At 60.5% G+C, this 19,985-nt stretch carries 18 protein-coding genes; 4 read left to right on the top strand and 14 right to left on the bottom strand.

Going from position 1 to position 19,985, the window contains the following annotated elements; translation table 11 throughout:
- Window positions 1-114: 114 nt before the first annotated feature.
- Complete coding sequence (locus C3Z11_RS10310) at window positions 115-447, top strand: antibiotic biosynthesis monooxygenase family protein (RefSeq protein WP_106477875.1); 333 nt, start codon at window positions 115-117, stop codon at window positions 445-447.
- 94 nt (window positions 448-541) lie between these two features.
- Here C3Z11_RS10310 and C3Z11_RS10315 read toward each other — a convergent pair whose 3' ends face one another.
- From C3Z11_RS10315 to C3Z11_RS10325, 3 genes are all read right to left on the bottom strand, one after another.
- Complete coding sequence (locus tag C3Z11_RS10315) at window positions 542-2,668, bottom strand: phosphatase PAP2 family protein (protein ID WP_106477876.1); 2,127 nt, start codon at window positions 2,666-2,668, stop codon at window positions 542-544.
- Window positions 2,669-2,968: 300 nt separating this feature from the next.
- Complete coding sequence (locus tag C3Z11_RS10320) at window positions 2,969-3,703, bottom strand: hypothetical protein (RefSeq protein WP_106477877.1); 735 nt, start codon at window positions 3,701-3,703, stop codon at window positions 2,969-2,971.
- Window positions 3,700-4,185 carry a hypothetical protein gene (locus tag C3Z11_RS10325; RefSeq protein ID WP_106477878.1) on the bottom strand — a complete coding sequence of 162 codons (486 nt, stop codon included), beginning with the start codon at window positions 4,183-4,185 and terminating at the stop codon, window positions 3,700-3,702. Before C3Z11_RS10325 ends, C3Z11_RS10320 begins: the two co-directional genes overlap by 4 nt.
- Window positions 4,186-4,304: 119 nt before the next feature.
- Between C3Z11_RS10325 and C3Z11_RS10330 the strand changes: the two genes are divergently transcribed.
- Window positions 4,305-5,450, top strand: a complete 1,146-nt coding sequence (locus C3Z11_RS10330; protein ID WP_106478042.1) for an RNA-guided endonuclease InsQ/TnpB family protein — start codon at window positions 4,305-4,307, stop codon at window positions 5,448-5,450.
- A 603-nt stretch (window positions 5,451-6,053) separates the two neighbouring features.
- Here C3Z11_RS10330 and C3Z11_RS17290 read toward each other — a convergent pair.
- Complete coding sequence (locus C3Z11_RS17290; protein WP_394810206.1) at window positions 6,054-6,308, bottom strand: hypothetical protein; 255 nt, start codon at window positions 6,306-6,308, stop codon at window positions 6,054-6,056.
- A 152-nt stretch (window positions 6,309-6,460) separates the two neighbouring features.
- Here C3Z11_RS17290 and C3Z11_RS17295 point away from each other — a divergent pair, with 152 nt between their 5' ends.
- Window positions 6,461-6,661, top strand: coding sequence for a hypothetical protein (locus C3Z11_RS17295; protein WP_394810207.1), 201 nt, complete (start codon window positions 6,461-6,463; stop codon window positions 6,659-6,661).
- Between the two features lie 89 nt (window positions 6,662-6,750).
- Here C3Z11_RS17295 and gspK read toward each other — a convergent pair whose 3' ends face one another.
- The 10 genes from gspK to C3Z11_RS10385 form a co-directional block, all read right to left on the bottom strand.
- A complete protein-coding gene (gene gspK, locus C3Z11_RS10340; protein WP_262927347.1) occupies window positions 6,751-7,776 on the bottom strand; it encodes a type II secretion system minor pseudopilin GspK in 1,026 nt (341 codons plus the stop codon).
- Complete coding sequence (locus C3Z11_RS10345) at window positions 7,773-8,378, bottom strand: PulJ/GspJ family protein (protein WP_106477880.1); 606 nt, start codon at window positions 8,376-8,378, stop codon at window positions 7,773-7,775. The genes gspK and C3Z11_RS10345 overlap by 4 nt, the downstream gene beginning before the upstream one ends.
- Before the next feature lie 16 nt (window positions 8,379-8,394).
- Window positions 8,395-8,775 (bottom strand): type II secretion system protein, encoded by a 381-nt coding sequence (locus tag C3Z11_RS10350; protein ID WP_106477881.1) that lies wholly within the window; start codon window positions 8,773-8,775, stop codon window positions 8,395-8,397.
- On the bottom strand, window positions 8,772-9,275 hold the full coding sequence (gene gspH / locus C3Z11_RS10355) for a type II secretion system minor pseudopilin GspH (RefSeq protein ID WP_106477882.1): 504 nt from the start codon (window positions 9,273-9,275) through the stop codon (window positions 8,772-8,774). The genes C3Z11_RS10350 and gspH overlap by 4 nt, the downstream gene beginning before the upstream one ends.
- Complete coding sequence (gene gspG / locus C3Z11_RS10360; protein ID WP_106477883.1) at window positions 9,272-9,721, bottom strand: type II secretion system major pseudopilin GspG; 450 nt, start codon at window positions 9,719-9,721, stop codon at window positions 9,272-9,274. Before gspG ends, gspH begins: the two co-directional genes overlap by 4 nt.
- 17 nt (window positions 9,722-9,738) lie before the next feature.
- The gene (gspF, locus tag C3Z11_RS10365; protein WP_106477884.1) at window positions 9,739-10,944 is read right to left on the bottom strand and encodes a type II secretion system inner membrane protein GspF; all 1,206 of its coding nucleotides are present in this window, start codon (window positions 10,942-10,944) and stop codon (window positions 9,739-9,741) included.
- A 70-nt stretch (window positions 10,945-11,014) separates the two neighbouring features.
- Window positions 11,015-12,541: a type II secretion system ATPase GspE gene (gene gspE, locus C3Z11_RS10370; RefSeq protein WP_262927348.1), complete on the bottom strand. Its 1,527-nt coding sequence runs from the start codon at window positions 12,539-12,541 to the stop codon at window positions 11,015-11,017.
- Complete coding sequence (gspD, locus tag C3Z11_RS10375) at window positions 12,538-14,628, bottom strand: type II secretion system secretin GspD (RefSeq protein ID WP_106477885.1); 2,091 nt, start codon at window positions 14,626-14,628, stop codon at window positions 12,538-12,540. The genes gspE and gspD overlap by 4 nt, the downstream gene beginning before the upstream one ends.
- The gene (locus C3Z11_RS10380) at window positions 14,625-15,521 is read right to left on the bottom strand and encodes a type II secretion system protein N (RefSeq protein WP_106477886.1); all 897 of its coding nucleotides are present in this window, start codon (window positions 15,519-15,521) and stop codon (window positions 14,625-14,627) included. Before C3Z11_RS10380 ends, gspD begins: the two co-directional genes overlap by 4 nt.
- Window positions 15,518-17,254 (bottom strand): bifunctional UDP-sugar hydrolase/5'-nucleotidase, encoded by a 1,737-nt coding sequence (locus C3Z11_RS10385; protein WP_106477887.1) that lies wholly within the window; start codon window positions 17,252-17,254, stop codon window positions 15,518-15,520. Before C3Z11_RS10385 ends, C3Z11_RS10380 begins: the two co-directional genes overlap by 4 nt.
- Window positions 17,255-17,523: 269 nt before the next feature.
- Here C3Z11_RS10385 and C3Z11_RS10390 point away from each other — a divergent pair, with 269 nt between their 5' ends.
- Window positions 17,524-19,710 carry a PhoX family protein gene (locus C3Z11_RS10390; RefSeq protein WP_106477888.1) on the top strand — a complete coding sequence of 729 codons (2,187 nt, stop codon included), beginning with the start codon at window positions 17,524-17,526 and terminating at the stop codon, window positions 19,708-19,710.
- The last annotated feature ends 275 nt before the right edge of the window (window positions 19,711-19,985 follow it).

Consider the following 19,985-nt stretch of genomic DNA (forward strand, 5'->3'; position numbering starts at 1 on the left):
TCACAGCGGCAATAGAGATGCATCAATCACTATAATCTATCTTGCTCTCCACCAGAGGCGGTATCATCGTCGGTCAAAAGTTACTGTAATCCCTATAGAAAAGGAGTGCGCGCGGTGTTCATTGCCATGAATCGTTTCCGGGTCAATCCCGAGAGAGTGGAGGAATTCGAAAAACTCTGGCTTGAGCGGGAAACTCAACTACAGGGCCTGCCCGGCTTTGTCGAGTTTCACATGCTACGTGGCCCTGCCGAGGAAGATCACGTGCTCTACGCTTCCCATACTATCTGGCGCTCGCGTGAAGATTTTGACGCCTGGACGCACTCCGAGGCGTTTCGTACCGCGCACAGCAACGCCGGGCAAAGCCGACGCGAGGGGCTCTATCTGGGACCGCCAAAGTTCGAGGGCTTCGAAGTCATCCAGACGATCAGCGACGTACGCGATAACTGAAGATATTAATGCCCATCCGCCACGAGTACAGAGGGCGCTCGGCGACGCCCGTGACGTCTTCCGTCACGGGCGTATTAGCAAATGCGAAGGGGAATTACAGGACGGTAACGGTCACCGCGTTGTTGTCGTAGCTCACTTGTACATTGGTGTTTCCTGAATCCACGCTGCTGAACTGCCCCTGCACGACGTTACCGCGAATGAGCGTGAAGGTCGTGCCGGAGGCCGGCGTCACATCGGTAAAGTCGAGCTGCAATGTGCCGCCTTCAAGATAAACCGTTTCCGCAACATTGATCGTGCCGGCGGCGCCGGCGGCCATATCGAGTGCGAGGATGCCGGTTTCCATTGTGAAGTTGCCGCCAATCTCGAGTGCTTCGCCATCACTGGGGGCAACGAGGACTGTTCCATCCTCGACGTAAAGATCGCCGCTGCCGAATGCAGTCGTAGAAGCTGCTTCCAGAGTACCGCCCTGCAACAAAGTACCGCCGGCATAGTCGTTCTCACCGGTCAGGGTCAAATGGCCGCTACCCGCTTTTGTCAGCATACCAGCGCCGGAAATATCGTTGCGCCACCAGTCATGCGCATTGAAGCCGCCTTGGCTGGCATCCATCGTCACGCTGACGTCACCTTCGAACGCACCGTACCCATCAGAGGCAGTTACTAGGTCCAGTCGGCCCCATCCGTTGGATTGGTCCAGCAGCGGATATCCGGAATCAATTTCCGTGGTATAGAGGACCGCGCGACGCTGTGCATCGCTCAGGTAGGGCTGACGTGACTTCAGCAGTGCCTCGGCCCCTTCCGGCACGATGGGATCCTGACCCGCCTGGCTTGAATCCTGAGAGAGCCCATAGGTCAGACGTTCGCGATAGCGTTGCTTGTTGGCTTCGTGATCGTCGTAGTCATCGTTGTCATAGACTTCGATGTTGACGTTACTACCGTTAATCAGGCCGGCTTCGTTTTCCACGTCGCGATGGGCATACTCGTACAGCGTCATGGCCTCGACATCCGCCATCTCACCGAAGTATTCCTGAGCCTGCTCATAAGCCTCCTGGGCCTCGGCGGCGATATCCGCCTGATTCAGCGCATAACTGGCGATGCTGAGCGCGTGCATGCGTCCGCCGATGACGTCGACGGGAGAGTGCATGCCCGCAAGAATACGATCCTCGCCCAGCTGTGACCCGCGCGTCAGCATTTCCGAGTAGCGCTGCGGTAATGCATAAGCGTATGCCATCGCTGCCAGATAACCGGCATTGGTGTGACCACTGGGATAGCCACCATCCTTGCGACGGTTTTCTGTTTCGCTGGTATAGAGCCCCTCAGCTTCGTTATCGGCATCGTGGGCACGGCGGGCACACACCAGCCCGGGTACCACCGAGACACTGCTTGTGTAGGTATCGTAGGTCTGCAACTCCTCGGTACCGTCGTTGTAGCGGCAGAGATAATTCTTCTCTGTGCCCAGAAAGTCGATTTCACCTTCGGTGTTCATGCGCCACGGCCGCGGTGTTGAATAGATGTACTTCGAGGCGCTGGTAGAAGCGGGAGAGCGCTGGCGGAAAGCGTCGACTAGCGAGACGACTTTACCCAGGTCGGTGTCCGTGCTCCCGGCAAACTGGATATTGTCGTTGTTCTCGCCTTTGTAGTGACTGTCTTCCAGGATCTGACTCACTGTGGGAACCGGGATGTCGGTATAGGCACCGGAGGCGTCCACGTAGGCTTCGGTCAGTGGGCCGAGACCGTCGATGACGCTGTAGTTCTTACTGCGCTGATCGTCCAGAAAGGCAAGAATGGCCTGCTCGTCCGACCGGTTCTGTGTCACGTCGATGACGTACTGGATATTTTCTTTCCAGACATCGGCATCGATGATGGGATCGGTCAGATAGCTGTCGGGTCCGTCACCATTGGCATTGCTCTGCCAAAGATCAGAAGTTCCCTTCCAGATATCGTTGATGCCGCGAAGGATGTAAGCGATCGGGTTCTGGCTAAGGGTGTAGCGGAGTTCGCCATCGGCATTATTCTCGGCGTAGGCCACGGTCGGCAGAGGATAGACATCAGGCGGCGTTTCCACGACCAGTTCTGAGCCCACCCCAGTGGGCTTGGCCGGGCGTGTAACCTTCGTAGTGTCATCACTGTCGTCACTAGCACTACAACCTGCCAGAGTCAGTACCGTCGCCATCGCGATGGCGTGGTAGAGATTATTCTTTTTAAAGGAAGGGGAAGGGGACATGTTTTTCACTATTTTGGTCAATAGAAAAATTGCGACAATCTAAAGATAAGGTTGCCGTAGCTTTTTGAAGCGTCTGTTAGCGTACGCATGCATTGTTATGGCGACGTGACAGAATGATTGCTCCAGAAGGATGGCCAAGGCTGGAAGGGAAAGTCTGATAGGAATTTTTTTAAGAAGGCAGTGGCGGTTTTATATCAGTGCATTTTTATGTCTAAACGTGGGCAGTATTGACTGCGCGAATCGATACGAGATTAACGCTAGACAATGCCAATGAACGGCTGGCCGAACGTAACGATTAAATTACCAGCCGAACTCATGATGAAACGTGTCATCAGTGGCGTTCGGTTCCAGAAGACGTCGCCAGGTTGCCAGAGGATGGTCTTGGGCCAAGCGGCCATTAAGTTCGCCATGGGCGCCTCCGCTGGCGGCCATGGTGAGCGTGCTGTTCAGCTCGAGCCCCGCCGGGTCGTTCATAATGAGCTGCCAGCGGTAGCCACCGTTGCTGCCACATTTCAAGGTCAGGCGAGCCTGCCCTAGCGGAATGGGCTCCGGGGTCAGCAGTGTCAGGTCATTACTGGTCAGGGCGCCCTGTGAACGGATACACCGCTGGCCACGGGTAGTCACCGTGAGCTTGCCCAGCCACTCACCGGTTGGGGTGAGCGGCAACTGCGAGGCGTCGATAGCATCCAGTGAGCCACCTTCGAGTTGCCAGTCGATGGCCATGCCGTTGAGCTGCGCCGTCAGTGTCCAGGGCTGCGCAGTCTCGCCCAGCGTGAGATTGAGGTGCCCCGGCCATGCCATTTGCCACATCACCGGCCCTACTGCGAGAGGAAGGGCGCCTTGCCGGGCGAGTGATAATGTGTCGATCCGGCCATCCAGCAGGCGTCCTTCGACGCCCTGCCAGCTAATCCCAGCCCCCAGCTCATCTTTCATCCAGTTTGCCAATACGGGTAGTGGCCAGTAGAGGGTCAACGTGGCGAGAAATACCAGCGCGACGGAGACTGCCGTGAGGCTATGCAATAGCCAACGTATCATGGTGTCGCCCTCTCGACGGTAGCCGCCGGTTCGCGTTCTAGCTGGGCAACGTAACGGGCCTCGATCATCAAACTGGCCTCATCGTCTCGTGATATCGACCAGTCGAGCGCCCACCAGCCCTGTCGTGCCGACCATGCGCTGAACTGCTCGAAAGCGGCGAGAGTGTCTGTACGCCCCGTCAGTCGCCATCCGTCAGCGTCCGACTCGATCGTTTCGAGAACCAGGGAATGGCGAAGTGCACCCTGACGCCAGGCATCGGCATCCATCGTCATGACCGGTGGCAAGGCTTCGAGCACGTGCGTGTCGATCAGGCGGGGTGGCTCGGCTCCCTGCCACGTCGGAAGGTCAATATGTTGAATCAGCAGATAGCCGGCCAGCGCCAGACTGATACCACCTCCGATACCCAGACGCAGCCGCTCTGTGGCAGGGCGGCTTTGCCAGGCTTGACGCAGTGTCGTGAACAGGGCGTGGTTGAGCATCATGGTGTTGCCTCTGCGTTCATCAGATTTTTCGCGCTGGATACCCCGTACTTTTAGTGCGGGGAGGAAAGCGCGCCTCCTTAAGTTACTGTTATCACAAATTTTTAGATACTATGTACGGCATGATTAAACGCGCCTACAAATACCGTTTCTACCCGACGCCTGAACAAGCTCAGTTGCTTGCGCAGACGTTTGGTTGCGTGCGTTTCGTCTACAACGCGGTGCTTCGATTCAGGACGGATGCCTTCTACCAGTGGCAGGAAAAAATCGGCTACGTTGCGGCCAATGCCTACCTGACGAAGATGAAAAAGGAACTCGATACGGCATTTCTGAATGACGTGTCCAGTGTTCCGTTGCAGCAGTGTCTTCGCCATCAACAGTCGGCGTTCAGGAACTTCTTTGAAGGGCGCGCAAAGTACCCGACCTTCAAGAAGAAGCGTGCTCGCCAGTCGGCAGAATTTACCCGCTCCGCCTTCAAATACCGCGACGGCCAGTTGTTCCTGGCCAAGAGCAAAACGCCGCTGGATATCCGCTGGAGCCGTGAACTGCCCAGCGAACCCAGTACGATTACCGTTTCCAGAGACTCGGCGGGCCGCTACTTCGTGTGCTGCCTGTGCGAGTTTGACGCCGAGACGCTGCCCGTTACCCCTAAGATGGTGGGCATTGATCTCGGCCTGAAAGACCTGTTCGTTACCGACCAGGGAGAACGCATCGGCAATCCTCGCCATACGGCCAAATACGCGGCCCGGTTGGTTCTTGCACAACGCAGGATGAGCAAGAAGAAGCTCGGATCTGCTAACCGTGCAAGGGCCAGGCAAAAGGTTGCGCATATTCACGCCAAAATCTCCGATTGCCGAATGGACAGCCTCCACAAGCTGTCCCGCAGATTGATTAACGAGAACCAAGTTATCTGCGTCGAATCCCTGAAAGTGAAGAACATGATCCGCAATCCACGCCTTAGCAAAGCCATTGCTGATGCGAGCTGGGGCGAGTTCGTGCGCCAGCTTGAATACAAGGCGCAATGGGCAGGGCGCCAGATGGTGGCCATCGACCAGTGGTATCCCAGTTCCAAGCGCTGTTCGGAATGCGGACACATCAAGGGTGCGCTGCCGTTGAATATTCGCGCATGGGACTGCCCCGAATGTGGCGTTACCCATGACCGTGACATAAACGCAGCGCGCAATATAAAAGCGGCCGGGCTGGCCGTGTTAGCCCCTGGAGAGAATGTAAGCGGCATGGGTCAGGTATCCGTGTCCGGTTCTCGTTGAATTGGGAATCCCCGTCCCTCAGGGCGGGGAGCAGTCAATACCACATGCAGCGACACGCGCTGCGTCTCGGGTTGCCACTCGGCCTCGCCCAGACCGGCGAGATACTCGGTGAGTTTGTAGCCGTCGCTGGTAGCGTCTTCGTCGAGTTGCCAGCGCATGACCAACTGCGTACCGGTAACGCTCATCTGGGTCAGCGTCAACGGCAGGGGGCGGACCTGCTTATCTATGTGTCCGAGCGTTGCCGTTAGCCACTGATTGCGTTGCTGAAGAGATTGCAGCGCGGCGTGGCGGTCCTGTACCCGTTGCAGGGAGGGAGCGCCGGTTGCATTGGGTAGCAGGCCCTTGAGGCGAGCCTGAGTGGCGTCGGTCAGGGCGTGTTGGTCGAGATAGCCCTGCCAGCCGACGGCCCCGAGATGCAGCAGCGCCAAACCCACGATAGCTGCGGTCATGCGCCGTATCGTACGCGAGAAGACCAAAGGAGCACGGCGCAGGGAACGGGAAGCCGGTTTTATGCCTGGCATGGCGGGTAGCGTGGCTGGCAGATGCCGAGCATAGCGCTGTAAAAGCTCGCTGGAATCCATGTCAGGTGTGTTGCCGGCAGCGTCATGCCACGGCCAATGCCAGGTTTTCTCGCGTATCGCCGCGGGTAGGCGTTCCTGCCATTCTCGGGGCCAGGCCAACCAGCGTTCCGCGGGGGGAGCATGCAGGACTGGCGGGGCCGCCAGGGTCTTGATCATCAGGTGGTGCGTGTCGGCGATCACGCTGACCTCGTCGGCCGATACCGGTGGTGGTTGAGCCATGAAGACCGAGGCCCAGTGTGTCGTGCGGATACCACGTTCTCTCAGCCAGCGTTGCCATGCCAGGATCCGTTCGCGGCCGGTCACGAGCAGTTCGAGATGATCACGCCCCTGCTGCAGTGCTGCTAGTTCCAGCGCCTCGCCATCAGTGCATAGTTGATCCTCGATCAACAACGGCCACTCGCGCTGACGCAGCCCCTTGGGTGCCGCCAGATGAAAATGGCTGGTGGCGGTGGCTCCCAGCAGCAGCACGCTATCGTGTTGCTGACTGAGCTGCGTCAGTCGAGTGAGCGCAGCGACATCGCTGTCGGCGATCCGTCCAGTCTCGTCGTGACCAGACAGGCCCATCGCAATCCAATGGACGGCGACATGTTCGGTATCCGTTGCCGGAGGCTCGGGCGATTCGCAGAGTAACAGCAATCTAGGGCGCGACGAACCGGCGTCACCGCGCCGGCTGGCAGGCCATCGTAGCTGGCCGAAAGGCAAAGAACGAAGCAAGGCAGTCATGGGGCAACACCTTGGGGTGAAGAGGTAGGCGACATCATCCAGGCGCTCAGGTCGTCGCTACGGGAAAGGATGCGCACGCGCGATGCTGGCGCGTAGGGGGACCAGCCACTGACGCCCTCCGCCTTGAGCAGGCGACGGACATGGAAGCGATAACTGCCAACCTCGACGGTCACGCGTAGCTCGAGATAATCGGGGGTTAGCGTCAGGCGATCGCCGTAGCGCTCGAGCCAGTCGTTGTCGCTGCCCAGTTGCGCACGTACAGCGTCGATTCCCGAATAGCCGATGGCGGGGCGGGCATTGATCAGACGGATCAGATCGCCGCGTGCCACCTGGCCTTCGAACAGGGCTTCGAGCAAAGGCAGTTGTGCCAATTGCACGCTGTTGAGATTAAGACGCCAGGCCCCCGTGTCGGGCAGTACACACAGGTCTTGCAGGGCCTGGAAGCGAGTACGGTCGAGCGGCTCAAGCCAATTGAGCTCGCTGAGATCCACCAACGCCGTGTCGGCACTGACCCGAGGCGGCAAGCCACGGGCGTAATCGACGCCATCTACGCTGCTTTCGCGTGGCTGGGTGTCGGCATCGATCCAGTCCGTGAGTCGGGCGACGAAGGCCGCCGGCGTCAGCCCGCCCAACGCAGAGGCGGGACGATCCGCCAGCAGTCGAGTCAACTGCTCTGCAGCCAGCGTCGCGTCGCTACCGGCCAGGGCGTTGAGATTGAAGCACGTGCGCAGATCGCGTACCACCAGGCGAATACGGCCTTCGTCGGTGGGGTACTCCAGGGGCTTGCCAGCCAGGCTCTGCCACCACAGGCTGGCCTGGCGCACGGCGGCATCGGTCAGGGCGCGCTGGGCAATGATCTCAGCCCCCTGGATGTGGAAACGAGCCTGGGTCTCGGCCTGCAGCAAGCCCAGACGATGAATGTCATTGCGGCTGTCTTCGGCCAGCGAGGCCAGGACCATACCGACCAGCGCCAGGCACAGCAGCACCATGAGCAGGGCGACGCCACGCTGTCGCGCCATCATGACGCCTCCCAATATGGCAATAGCGCACTCATCTGAAAGTGGACGCCGTTTCGCCACCACTGCAGGCGGATGCCTGTCGGTAGAGTATTATCGGGAGGGGACGCCACCCAGCGGGCCCCGTTGTAGAATTCGAACTGCACCCGCTCGACGTCATCGAGGCTGGCCGAGGTCTGCCATTGTGGCATTCCGGTGTCATCGAGCAGCCCCGTCGATCCCAGCCACAGGCGATGGTCATCGCTATCCCACACCAGCCGCTGGCGGCGCAAGCGAGTGTAGTGATCACCCATCGGCAAAGGCCAGTCTCCCTTGGCCACCCATTCCAGCATGTGAAGGTCGGGCAGGTAGTCGAGCGGGGCGTTGAGCAACGGCTGTCCCTTAACATGCAAGGGGCGCACGGTCAGCGCCTCAAGACGCCGTTCGAGAAGCTGGGAAAGACGTGCATCCTGACGTAGATCCGGTGGCTCCTTGAGGCGCTCGCGGGTCGTCACCATGCTATTGACCAGTGCAGCAACGGTGACGCCGATCAGCGCGGTCAAGGCGATAGCGACGATCACTTCAAGTAATGTGAACCCCCGTTGCGAAGAGTGGCAGTGACGGGTCATGGCAAAAAGAGCCCAGTCATGGTGAAAAGAACAGTGTGAAGCGAAGTTCAGCGTGCTCGCGGGCAGCCTCACTGAACAGACTCAGCGTGCCACGCCGCATGTTGCGCACCTGGGTCGAGTCGACCTCCAGGCGCCAGAAGCAGGCCTGGCCGGCCTGATCTAACTCGCCTTCGTGCCGCCCGGTGCTAGGCCAGTAGCGGGTCACCGTGAATTCGGCGCCCAGCGCACGGGCACATAGGATCAGCGGCACGCGTTGCGCTTCGGCAAGACTTGTGCGGGTGCGCTGATGTACGCCCTGACTGACCGCCACGGCCAAGATGGCCAGGATGAATAGCGCGACCATGACCTCGAGCAATGTGAAGCCGTCGTCTGGACGTTTTCCGATCATGCGTATCATGGGCGGCTCGTCGCCTTGGCCTGATAAACGCCCAGTGCGTCGACTTCCAGGGTACGCTGCGTACCGTCATAACCCAGGACCAGTCGCCCGCCGATCACTTCTCCATTGGGCCACCACACCAGCCGGGGCGTGTCGGTATCGGGCACTGGCTGCACGCTGGTGGATGAGCTCTCTACCGAAAGAGGGATCGGCCAGGCCTGCGGCGCCAAGCGTTGGCTGCCGAGCGGCACCCAACCCCACTCATCGGCATTCTGTCTATGGCGCCAAGTGACGAAGCGGTAACCTTGATCATCCGCCTGCCAGCCGATGATCTGCTGGTCGAGAAAAGCCACATCGCGCGCCAGACTCAGGTCGCTGTACAGCTGCTCGGTGGCAGCATCCAGGCGCCGATGGTCGTCGCCGCCCAGCCAGGCGACGCTCAGTGTCGTGGCCAACGAGACGATCACGACGACAACCAGCAGCTCGAGAAGCGTGAAGCCGCGGACGTCTCTAGAGGTCATAGCATCCAGTTGCCGATGTCAGCATCGAGGCCTTCGCCGCCGGAGGCTCCGTCGGCCCCCAGAGTGTAAACATCTACCTTGCCGTTCTCGCCCGGGCTGCGGTACTGATACTCGTTGCCCCACGGGTCGCTGGGCAAGCGACGGATGTAGCCGTCTTCGCGGTAGTTCTTGGGCAGCGGCTCCTGGCTCGGGGCTTCGACCAGCGCCTGCAGACCCTGGCGGGTGGAGGGGTAGCGATAGTTGTCCATACGGTACATGTCCAGCGCTTGCTCTAGCGTCGACAGGTCGGCGCGGGCCTTTTGCTGCATCGCGTCATCCTGGTTGCTGAGCACGTTGGGCGCAACGATAGCGACCAGCAGCCCGATGATGAAGATCACCACCATGATCTCCAGCAGGGTGAAACCGCGTTGGCGGCGGGAGGAGCGGGAAGGGCGAGCGTATGTCATGGACTTTCCTCGGCAGTTCAATATTGCATGGCGCCGTTGAGGCGCATAATCGGGAGCAGGATGGCCAGGACGATGGTCAGCACGACGCCGCCCATGGTCAGGATCATCACGGGTTCGAACAGCGCCAGCGCCATGTCGACGCGGCGATTGAACGTGGTTTCCTGGGTGTTGGCCACGCGTTCCAGCATGCGATCCAGCGTGCCGCTGGACTCACCGCTGGCGATCATGTGCAGCATGGTCGGTGGAAAACGTCCGCTTTCGTTCATGGCGCGGTTGAGGCTGACCCCAGCGGCGATACGTTCGACCAGCAGGTCGACGGCGTCACGCATAAGTAGATTACCAAGGGTGTCGCGGCTGACCTTGAGGGCGTCGAGCAGCGGGATGCCGCTGCGGGTGAGGATGGCCAACGTTCGTGTCAGGCGGGCGGTATCAAGTAGCACAATCAGCTCACCCAGGCGCGGCAGACGCAGGAGCAAGGCGTGCCAGCGATGGCGCACGACGCGCCGCCGCAATAGCCGCTTCAGGACCAGGACGCCGAGTACGCCAGCGATCAGTATTCCGGGGCCGGTGAGCTGAATGAATTCGGAGAAGGCGATCAACGTCCGCGTCAACCAGGGCAATGCCATGTCAGAGCGCTCGAACTGTTCGGCCAGGCGAGGCACAACGTAAATCATCAGGCCTATGACGACGGCAATCGACACGGCGACCAGTACTAGCGGATAGACCAGCGCGGTACGCGCCTTCTGGCGCTGCTGCTGGACCCGTTCCAGATGGTCGGCCAGCTGCTCCAGGACCTGGGCGAGACGTCCGGCCCGCTCACCGGCGGCGACCAGTGAGCGATAGAGGGTATCGAAGGTGGCCGGGTGGGTGCCCAGGCTATCCGCCAGGCTATAGCCCTCGCGAACCCGCGCTACGATGTCCAGCAGCATGGCGCGAGGCCGCTCCTTCTGGGCCTGTCGCGACAGCGCATCAAGGGCATCACCGATCGGAATGCCAGCATCAACCAGCGTTGCCAGTTGGCGAGTCAGCAGGGCTAACGTTTCGTTGTCTATCCGGCCGCGTCGAGACACTTTCTTGGTCTTGTCGCGCACCGGCACCAGCTGGCGCGGGAACAGTCCCTGGTCCCGCAACAACTGGCGTGCCTGGCGCTCGCTATCGGCCTGTAAGACATCGCGTCGGCGAGTGCCCTCGGCGGTCAGGGCAAGATAACGATAGGTTGGCATGTGGTATCTCGAGCTCGGTTTTCTCTTTCACGCGTTAGCGTGCCAGAAGTGTGTTGCAGTTTTTGGTCGCTTACTGATGGATCGCCCGTAGCACCTCATCGACACTGGTTTCGCCCACCTGCAGGCGATTCACGGCGCACTGGACCAGGGTCATGTGCGTGGCGAAGGCATGCCGGGCCATCTCCGATTCAGCGGCGCCGTCGTGGATCATGGTCGCCAGGGTGTCGTCGATGGCGATGAACTCGTAGATGCCCAGGCGACCACGAAATCCGGTGTGGTCACACGCCTCACAGCCGACCGGTTCGGCGATGCGCTCGAGCGTATCCAGGCCACTGAGCCGTCCCGTGTCGGTCGCGGTGGTTTCTCGCCAGCTCCGACAGGCCGGGCAGAGCCGCCGGACCAGCCGCTGCGCCATCACGCCCTTGAGGCTGGTGGCGAGCAGGAACGGTTCGATGCCCATGTCACGCAAGCGCGTCACGGCTCCCAAGGCACTGTTGGTATGCAAGGTGGATAGCACCAGATGGCCGGTGAGACTGGCCTGGACGGCAATTGCTGCGGTTTCCATGTCGCGTATCTCTCCGATCATGATCACGTCGGGGTCCTGGCGCAGGATGGCGCGCAGCCCACGCGCGAAGGTCAGCCCGGCGTGCGGGTTGACCGGGGTCTGGCCGATGCCAGGGATGGCATACTCCACGGGATCCTCGACGGTGAGAATATTGCGCTGGCTGTCGTTGAGGTGCGCCAGGCTGGCATAGAGCGTGGTGGTTTTGCCCGAGCCGGTGGGACCGGTGTTGAGCAGAATGCCGTTGGGCCGGGCCAGCGTCGCTCGGTAGGCCTCAAGCATGCTGTCAGGCATGCCGATGGCGTCCAGGTTGAGCATCGAGGCCTGCTTGTCGAGCAGACGCATGACGACGCGTTCGCCATGGATGCCGGGCAGCGTCGAGACCCGAATATCGACATGACGCCCGGCGGTGCGCACGGTGATGCGCCCATCCTGAGGCTGGCGTTTTTCGGCGATATCGAGCTTGGCCATGACCTTGATGCGCGAGATCAGCATCGGCGCCAGCACGCGTGGCGGGCGCAGGGCAACGCGCAGCGCCCCGTCTACACGTAGCCGCACCGACAGTTCGTGTTCGAAGGGCTCGACGTGAATGTCTGACGCTTCCAGGCGCAGCGCCTCGGAGAAGATACCGTTGATCAGACGAATAACCGGGGCTTCGTTCTCGGCATCGAGCAGGTCCTCGGTGCGTGGTAGCTCCTGCAGCAGATGATCAAGATCGACGTGCTCAGCTAGCCCTTCCATTAGCGCTTCGGTGCTGGCGCGGCTGGCATCGTAGAGCCGACCCAAACGGTCGTCGAAGACGCTCTCACCGAGCCATTCGCAACTCAACGGATCGCCGTAGGCACGTTGAATCTCCTGCAGGGTGACGATATCGACATCCTCGCGACAGAGCAGGTGATAGCCCGCATTACGCCATTCGATGGCCGCCCCGGCACGCCGCGCCAAACGGTAGGGCAGTAACTTCTCGCCGGTTGGGTGGTCTCTCGGTTCCGGTGTACTTGCCGCCGCCTGAAGGCTTTCTAACGGTGCGTTCACGGTGCCAGTGCTCCCAGTCGATCGCGCGCCGACGGATAAAGGCGGCTCAGTGACAGGTGGGTGGCCTGGGCGTCCAGTTCCGGCAGCGTCTGGTCGGCATCGAAATCGTTGAGCAACTGCTGGGCACGCATGAAGCGGTACTTTTCCGCGGTGACAGCGTTGAGAGTCTGGGCATCGCGTAGCACGCGAGCGCGGATGAAGACCATCAAGTTCTGCTTCTCATTGGAGCGGCTCGAATAACGGAACAGATTGCCGATCACGGGGATGTCACCCAGCAGCGGCACGTGCTGCTGGGTGTTGCTGCTTTGATTGCTGATCAGGCCGCCGAGCACGATGATGCCGCCGTCTTGGGCAAGCACGGTGGTTTCGATCTCGCGCTTGTTGGTGACCACGTCGCTGGCATCGACGTTGTCAGCGATCGACGAGACTTCCTGGGTGATCTCCATGCGGATGGTGTTGTCGGCGCTGATCGAGGGGCGAATATGCAGGCTGATACCGACATCCTCGCGCTCAATGGTCTGGTAGGGGTTGGCATTGTCGACCGTAGTCGAGCCCGTGACGAACGGCACTTCCTGGCCGACCAGAATGTAAGCCTCGGCATTGTCGAGGGTGGTCAGCGACGGCGTGGAGAGCAGGTTGGTGTCGGTGTCACTGCGCAGCGCGTTGAGTAGCGCCGCGAAACTGATGCCGCTATCGCTGAGGCGACCAACGCCTACGGTGGCGCCGTTAAGGCTGCTGAGCAGTGAGCCCAATGTACTGGTGTCATCGGCGGCCACGGCGGCGGCAAGCTGATTGATCCCAGCCGACGACGAGGTGGAATAGTTGACGCTGCCGACAGGGAAAGTACCGCTGCCGCTGGTATCGGCGAATAGCCACTGCACGCCGAGCTCACGCGCCCGGGACTCGGTGATCTCGGCGATAATCGCCTCGACGGCCACCTGGGCACGGCGGATATCGAGGCGCTCGATGATGCTCTGGTAAGCGTCCAACTGGGAGGGCGGACCCGTCAGCACCAGCGCATTGGTCGATGGATGCACGGCGAAGGCTACGCTATCACTGCTGGGCACACTCAAGGCACGTGTGGTGATGCTGCCGCTGTCGAGTGCCGAGGCAGCATTACCTGACGAGGCTTCCTCGTCACCGGCCGATATCCCCAGCGCGCTGCGGACAACGGTATCGGTATCGGTTGTTTTGGTGCTGGAGACGTAGCTGCCGCCGCCGCCGTCGCGCAGGTTGCGCAGCACATCGACCACGGTTTCGGCACTGGCGTGGTTGAGGTAGATGACGCGGGTATTGGTGCTCTGATGCTCGCTGGGCTTGTCGAGGGCGGCGATCAGGCGCTGGGCGCGTTGACGATCACGCTGGTTGCCGAACACGACCAGGGCATTGGCGCTCGGTGCGGCGATCACTCGAGTGTTGCCGCCCGCCCCCTTAAGCGCGCTATCAATGGTCTCGGCCAGCTCCTCGGCATCCGCGGACTTAAGCGATACCACCTCGGCACTGGTATCCCGATTACCGTCGAGCAGCGTCGCCAGTCGGGTCAGACGCTGCAGGTTGTCGCGCCAGTCGGTGACCACCACCATGTTGCTGTCCGGGTACGGAGTGATCGTGCCGACGCGGGCATCGACCAGCGGCTGAAGAATATTCGCTAGCGTCGCGGCGTCGAGGTGCTGGGATTCGATGACCTGGGTGGCCATGACATTGCCGCTGTCGCTTTCACTGCCCAGCGGCAGCGGTTGGGTGCGGGCCACTTGGTCGGGAACGATGCGTACCTGGTCATCGCCGAGTTCGACCGTGGCGTAGCCGTTGATCTGCAATTGGTTCTGAAATACACGATAGAGTTCGTCGGCGTTCAGGCTGCGCTGGCTTTCCAGGCTGATATTGCCGCGCACCCGGGGATCGACAATGAAATGTTTGCCGGTGATGCGTCCGACACTATCAATGAATTCCTGCAGGCTGACGTCGTTGTAATCGATCTCGTAGCGCGGTGCGTCGCTCTCGTTGGCCGTAGAGTCGATCGTCTGGGCGAGCGCCGACGAAACGGTCGCCGTAAGCAGGAAGGCGACGAACGTGTGCCGGAACTTCATGAGGAAAACTCCACTTTCAACGTGATCGGGTGTCCGTTGCGTTGCAACTGGACGTGTAGCGGACGGGCCTGGCTAAGGTGTTGCTGAAGCAGGATAAGGGCGTCGCTTTCACGAATGGCGTGTCCCTCGATAGCCGTGAGTACATCGCCACTTTCCAGCGGCAGCGCCTCGAACAGCGAGGCATCAGTGCCGGGACGCAAGCGGTAGCCCTTGAGTTGTTGGTGTTCAAGTACCGGGGCCGCCTGGAAATAGCGCAGCAGGGGCGTGGGATCGTTGAACAGCGACTGAGGATAATCCTCGCCGAAGCGGGCACTGAATGCCTTTTCAGGCCAGACGACCGGCTGAGCGGCGGCGTTGGCTGGGTTGCCTTGGGGCGAAGACGCCGCAGCGTCTGTTGGCTGCGATGCGATAGTGACGATCTGAGCACTATTGACAGGCTGGGCCTGTGGCCATGGAAGACGCTCCTGCCGTCCTCGGTTATCAAGAATCAAACCCTCGGACGTGATGTCGACGAGGCGCACCTGATCATTGATGCGCTCGCCCAGCGTCACGACCTGCTGCCCTTTTGATGTATCCAGGATGAGCACCGAACGGCCCAGAGGCATACCGCGCGCCACGCCGACAATTGTTAGCGGCAGGCGGGTCAGCGGGATTGCCGGCCCCTGAGAGGGAAGATCGCTTTGCCATAGCGTGTTGCCCGCGACCGGTAGCGCTGCCGCGGGCGGCGTATAGACTATTGGTATTGCTGACGAGGGATTGGTGAGGCGCCAGGCCAGGTTCGCGCCGTCGGCGATCACCCGGGCACTCAGCCAAGCCAGCAGGCACCAGGCGAGCCAGTATCCTATCGGGTTCAGCCGCGTGGTGGTCGTGAGCAGGGAGCGTAGCGTGTTCATGAGCCGAGGCGGGTTTCGGGATGCCAGCCAGGGTGGCCTTCGACATAGGTGAACTTGCCCGCAGGACGGGGCGGCAACGTCCAGTCCTGCGGTTGCGCGGTCAAAAAGCGCTCCACGACCTGCCACAGAGGCTCACCCTCGGGAGCGCCGGGGCGAATGCTCCAGGTCACCAACTGCGGAATGTCACCCGCCGGCAATGTGATCCGGCGGCCGGTCTCGGCACCGTAACGGCACTGCCAGTCGATGGCGTCGAGGCGCGGCAGGTCCTCGGCATTGTCGAGCAAAAGGGGATAACCGAAGCTCTGGTCGCAGGCGCGCTCGAAGAGGGCATGAACCGACTCGTGATCGGCATCGATCGTGAATACCGGAGCGTTGTGTCCACCGCTAAGCACGATCAGGTGCTCACGGGTGATCGCTTCACCGGGCGCGACAACTACGTCATAGCGCAAGCCGGGCGACAGCGTGTGGCTATCTGCCACTTCCCGGCGCAGCGCGGCGCTGATCAGCGCGTCCCAACTGCCACTGACCACGTCACGCCGCCACAACCATTGCGGCGCCTGCGCCAGAGGTCGGTCGAGCCATGCTGCATAGGGGGCGCGTTCCGCCTCTAGTTGCGCCTGGAGGGCATTCGCCTCGTGGGTTTCCTCAGCACTCCGCGTTGCTTCGCAGACCGCATGGAATTGGGCAGCGACCTGCCAGCGGCCATTCTGGAAACGGCAGTCGAGATGGTACACGCCGCTACCTCTGGTGCCAGCCAGGTACACCGGAATATGGCTGCCGTTGCGGCGAGTCACGTCAATCGTTTCCGGCCAAAAATCCTGACCACGCGCGCACAGTATCAGGTCGGCATCATCCAGGCGCTCGGCCAGCCATATGCCCGGGCCGGTGCCGACATCGGCGAGAACCACGACCAGGTCGGCCTGTTCACGGGCTTGCTGCACCTGACGGCGGCCATTGTCGTACCAGACATCCAGGGGGCGAGTCTCGTCGTGGGCGTAGGGGTCACTAATGCCCACTACCGCGATGCTCACGCCGCCACGTTCGAAAACGGTGAAAGGCATGACCAGTCCGTCGGGGTTCTGCTCGGGCGTGAGTGTGCCAAGCACCGGGGCGGCGAACTCACGGTAGCGGGCGGCAACGCTATCTGCCCAGATCAAGCGTTCGTTACTGCTGACCCGAACGTCAGCGCCGAGCAGGCGGCTCCCGGTAACGCCGGAACGGCCCTGGGTGAAGTGGCTCAGGCCACTGCCATTCCAGCACTGGCCGTTTTCCAGCGTCAATGTCTGTGGTCCCAGATGATGGCGCAAATGTCCCAGCTTCGCCGCCAGCCCGGCGTATCCGCCGAAACGCTGTTGTGTCGCCAGCGTTGGCTCGGTGAGTTGACGCATGGTCGTATCTAGAGGACCAGTCAATGCGGCCACGCTGGCGGCGGTAGCCCAGGGGGCCTGCCCCAGTCGCTCGCTGGGCCCCAGCCGCGTTGCGGGCACGATGGGATACTCGGGTTGGCGAGTATCCAGCGTGTCGGCGTAATAAAGCAGGTTCACCTGGGCCGCGCCATCCGGCGTGCTCATCTGTCGTCGAGCACTGCCGCTCGTGGCGCAACCGGCGAACCAAGGCATCAGCAGAGCGGCACCGGTGCCTTGCAGGATGCGACGGCGCGAGAAAAGAGAGGCTTTGCGCTCGTGAAGAGATTCGGGATTAAGTGTCTTACGTCGATCGTGAGGCAAAACCATACTGGATGAATCCTTGGTGCCCGGAGTGCGAGTCGTTGAGCATGTGCGTGAGAAAGCGCAGGTAAAAGGGCACTCTCTTGCGACGATGTTATGTTAATGACTTATCCATGACATTTTTGTGACGGTGTCAAAACGCCTTTCACAATAATTTTTTTGGAAAGGCTTTTCTCATTAACCGGCTTGTCACATTCGATCACTAATGTCTTACCCCGCGTCAGACTGATGCTAAGAAAAAATTATGTCTACCGTACCTACGGAGTGAGGGGATCATGAGCAAGGAAATCGAAGACCATCGCATTCTGAACCGCAGCAGCAATGAGCCGTTTTCCTCAATTCTGCAAAAGCACGTCTCGCGGCGCGGTATCATGCAGGGTGGCTTGGGCATTGCTGCAATGTCAGTACTGGGCGGTTTCGGCTTGGCAGGATGCAGTGATATCGAGGACGACGACGATGCCCAGACCGGAGGGCTTCCGGAGAAGACCGCGCTGGCGCTGGCCTTTGAAGCTATTGCGGGCTCCAAGACCGATGCAGTTGTCGTTCCCGAAGGCTATACCGCTCAGATCCTGGTTCCCTGGGGTACGCCGCTGAACAACATGGCGCCGGAATGGGACCCGAATCAGAAAATGACATCGACGGCGCAAGCCAACAGCGTCGGTATGCAGCATGACGGCATGTATCATTTCCCATTGGACGAAGCCAACGCCTCCAGTGACTTCCTGCTCGCCATGAATAACGAGTACATTGATGAGAGCGCGTTATGGTTTCTGCAGGGCGGCCAGACCAACCTGATCAGTGGTGCACGTCCGGCCGAGGAAGTGCGCACCGAAATCAATGCTCACGGCGTGACCATCGTTCGTGTGCAAAAAAAGGCTGACGGTACCTGGGCGCATGTTCCAAACTCGCCTTACAACCGTCGTATCACCACGGCCACGACGACAGAGCTTGCTGGCCCGGTTGCTGGTACCGAATATGCTGTTACCGCTTATTCCCCGAATGGCACGCTGACGCGCGGCACTAACAACAACTGCGCCAGCGGTTATACCCCTTGGGGAACTTATCTCACCTGCGAAGAAAATTGGCCGGAAGTTTTCGTCAAGCATAGCGATCGCTATAGCGATGACGATCGTCTTGGCATTCCTTACCTTGATAGCGAGGATAACCCTGCCCGTAGCCGTTACGCTTGGGAAACTGCTGCCGGTGCATCTGACGAGAACCAAGGCGAGTTCGCGCGCTTCAATGCCACGCCTAGCGCGGCTGACGCGAGCGGGGATTATCGTAATGAACCGCGTACCTTCGGCTATATCGTCGAGATCGACCCTTACACCAATGCGCGTGCCATCAAGCGCACCGCACTGGGGCGCTTCCGTCACGAAGGCTGCTGGCCGGGCAAGCTGGTCGAAGGCGAGCCGGTGGTGTTCTATTCCGGTCACGACTCGCGTAACGAGTACATCTACAAGTTCGTGTCCGATGCTGTCTGGGACTCAGCCGATGCTAACCAGGCCGGCGGCAACTACGACCGCTTGGCGATCGGTCACAAATACATGGATCAAGGCACGCTCTACGTAGCCAAGTTCAATGCCGACGGCACCGGTGAGTGGCTACCGCTGACGCCGAATACCCAGACGCCTAACGGTCAGACCTTGGCCAGCGCGCTGGGCCTTGCTGCAGATGATCTGGCTGGGATCATCATCCATACCTGTGACGCCGCCGACCTGATGGGCGCTACGCCGATGGATCGCCCTGAGTGGGGCGCCGTGGATCCGGTATCCGGTGAAGTCTACATGACGCTGACCAACAACACCGATCGTACGGCAGAGGGCACTGATCCGACCTTCAACAACGGCGATAGTATCGATGATCTGGGTGCCGGCTATGCCAGTGCCCCGGTCAACAGTCCGAACCCGCGTGCCGATAACGAAGCGGGCCAAATCATCCGTTGGCGCGAGCCGTCATCGGACGAGACCACCTTCGAGTGGGAAGTGTTCGTCTTCGGTGCGGCGGCAGGCGACACAGACAATCTGTCTGGCCTGACGGAGCTCAACCAGTTCGCCAGCCCCGATGGCCTGTGGTACGACGACCGCGGTGACGGCGAAGGGATCCTGTGGATCGAGACCGATAACGGCTACGACGAGGTAACCGACTACACCAATGATCAGGTATTGGCGGTGGTGCCGTCATCGGTCAGCCTGGGCGAAGGTGATGCCGCGGTGATCGACCCCAGCGACCAGGCGCAGCTCAAACGTTTCGCGGTAGGCCCGAACGGTTGTGAAGTGACGGGCATCTTCGCCACGCCAGACAAGACGGCGCTGTTTATCAACATCCAACATCCGGGTAACTGGCCGGCCGACCCCAGCGCCCTCGTGCAGGATGCCACTCAGGCGACCAGCGGTACGGTGCGCCCGCGGGCCTCTACGGTAGTGATTCAGAAGGCTGATGGTGGTCAGATCGGCGTCTAACGCGTCTCTTTAAACGACACCCAAGCCCCCACTCGCAGGGGGCTTTTCTTTTAGCGGTATCTATTAGGCGAAGCGGATGGCATAGGCCTTGGGTAGGCATAGAGCAGCGGTTAATGAGGGCTGATCAAGGCGGCCAACAATGGCCGTGTCTGCAGTCTATCTCAGTGCCGGGATGAACCTCTTGATAAAATAACAGCGTGAAACCAATAGCTCGTGAGGATGCACCGTGTCTATAACCAACGAAAAACATGATGCGGCCAATGGCCGATGTTATA

Source organism: Phytohalomonas tamaricis (assembly GCF_003012345.1).
GTDB classification, from domain to species: domain Bacteria; phylum Pseudomonadota; class Gammaproteobacteria; order Pseudomonadales; family Halomonadaceae; genus Phytohalomonas; species Phytohalomonas tamaricis.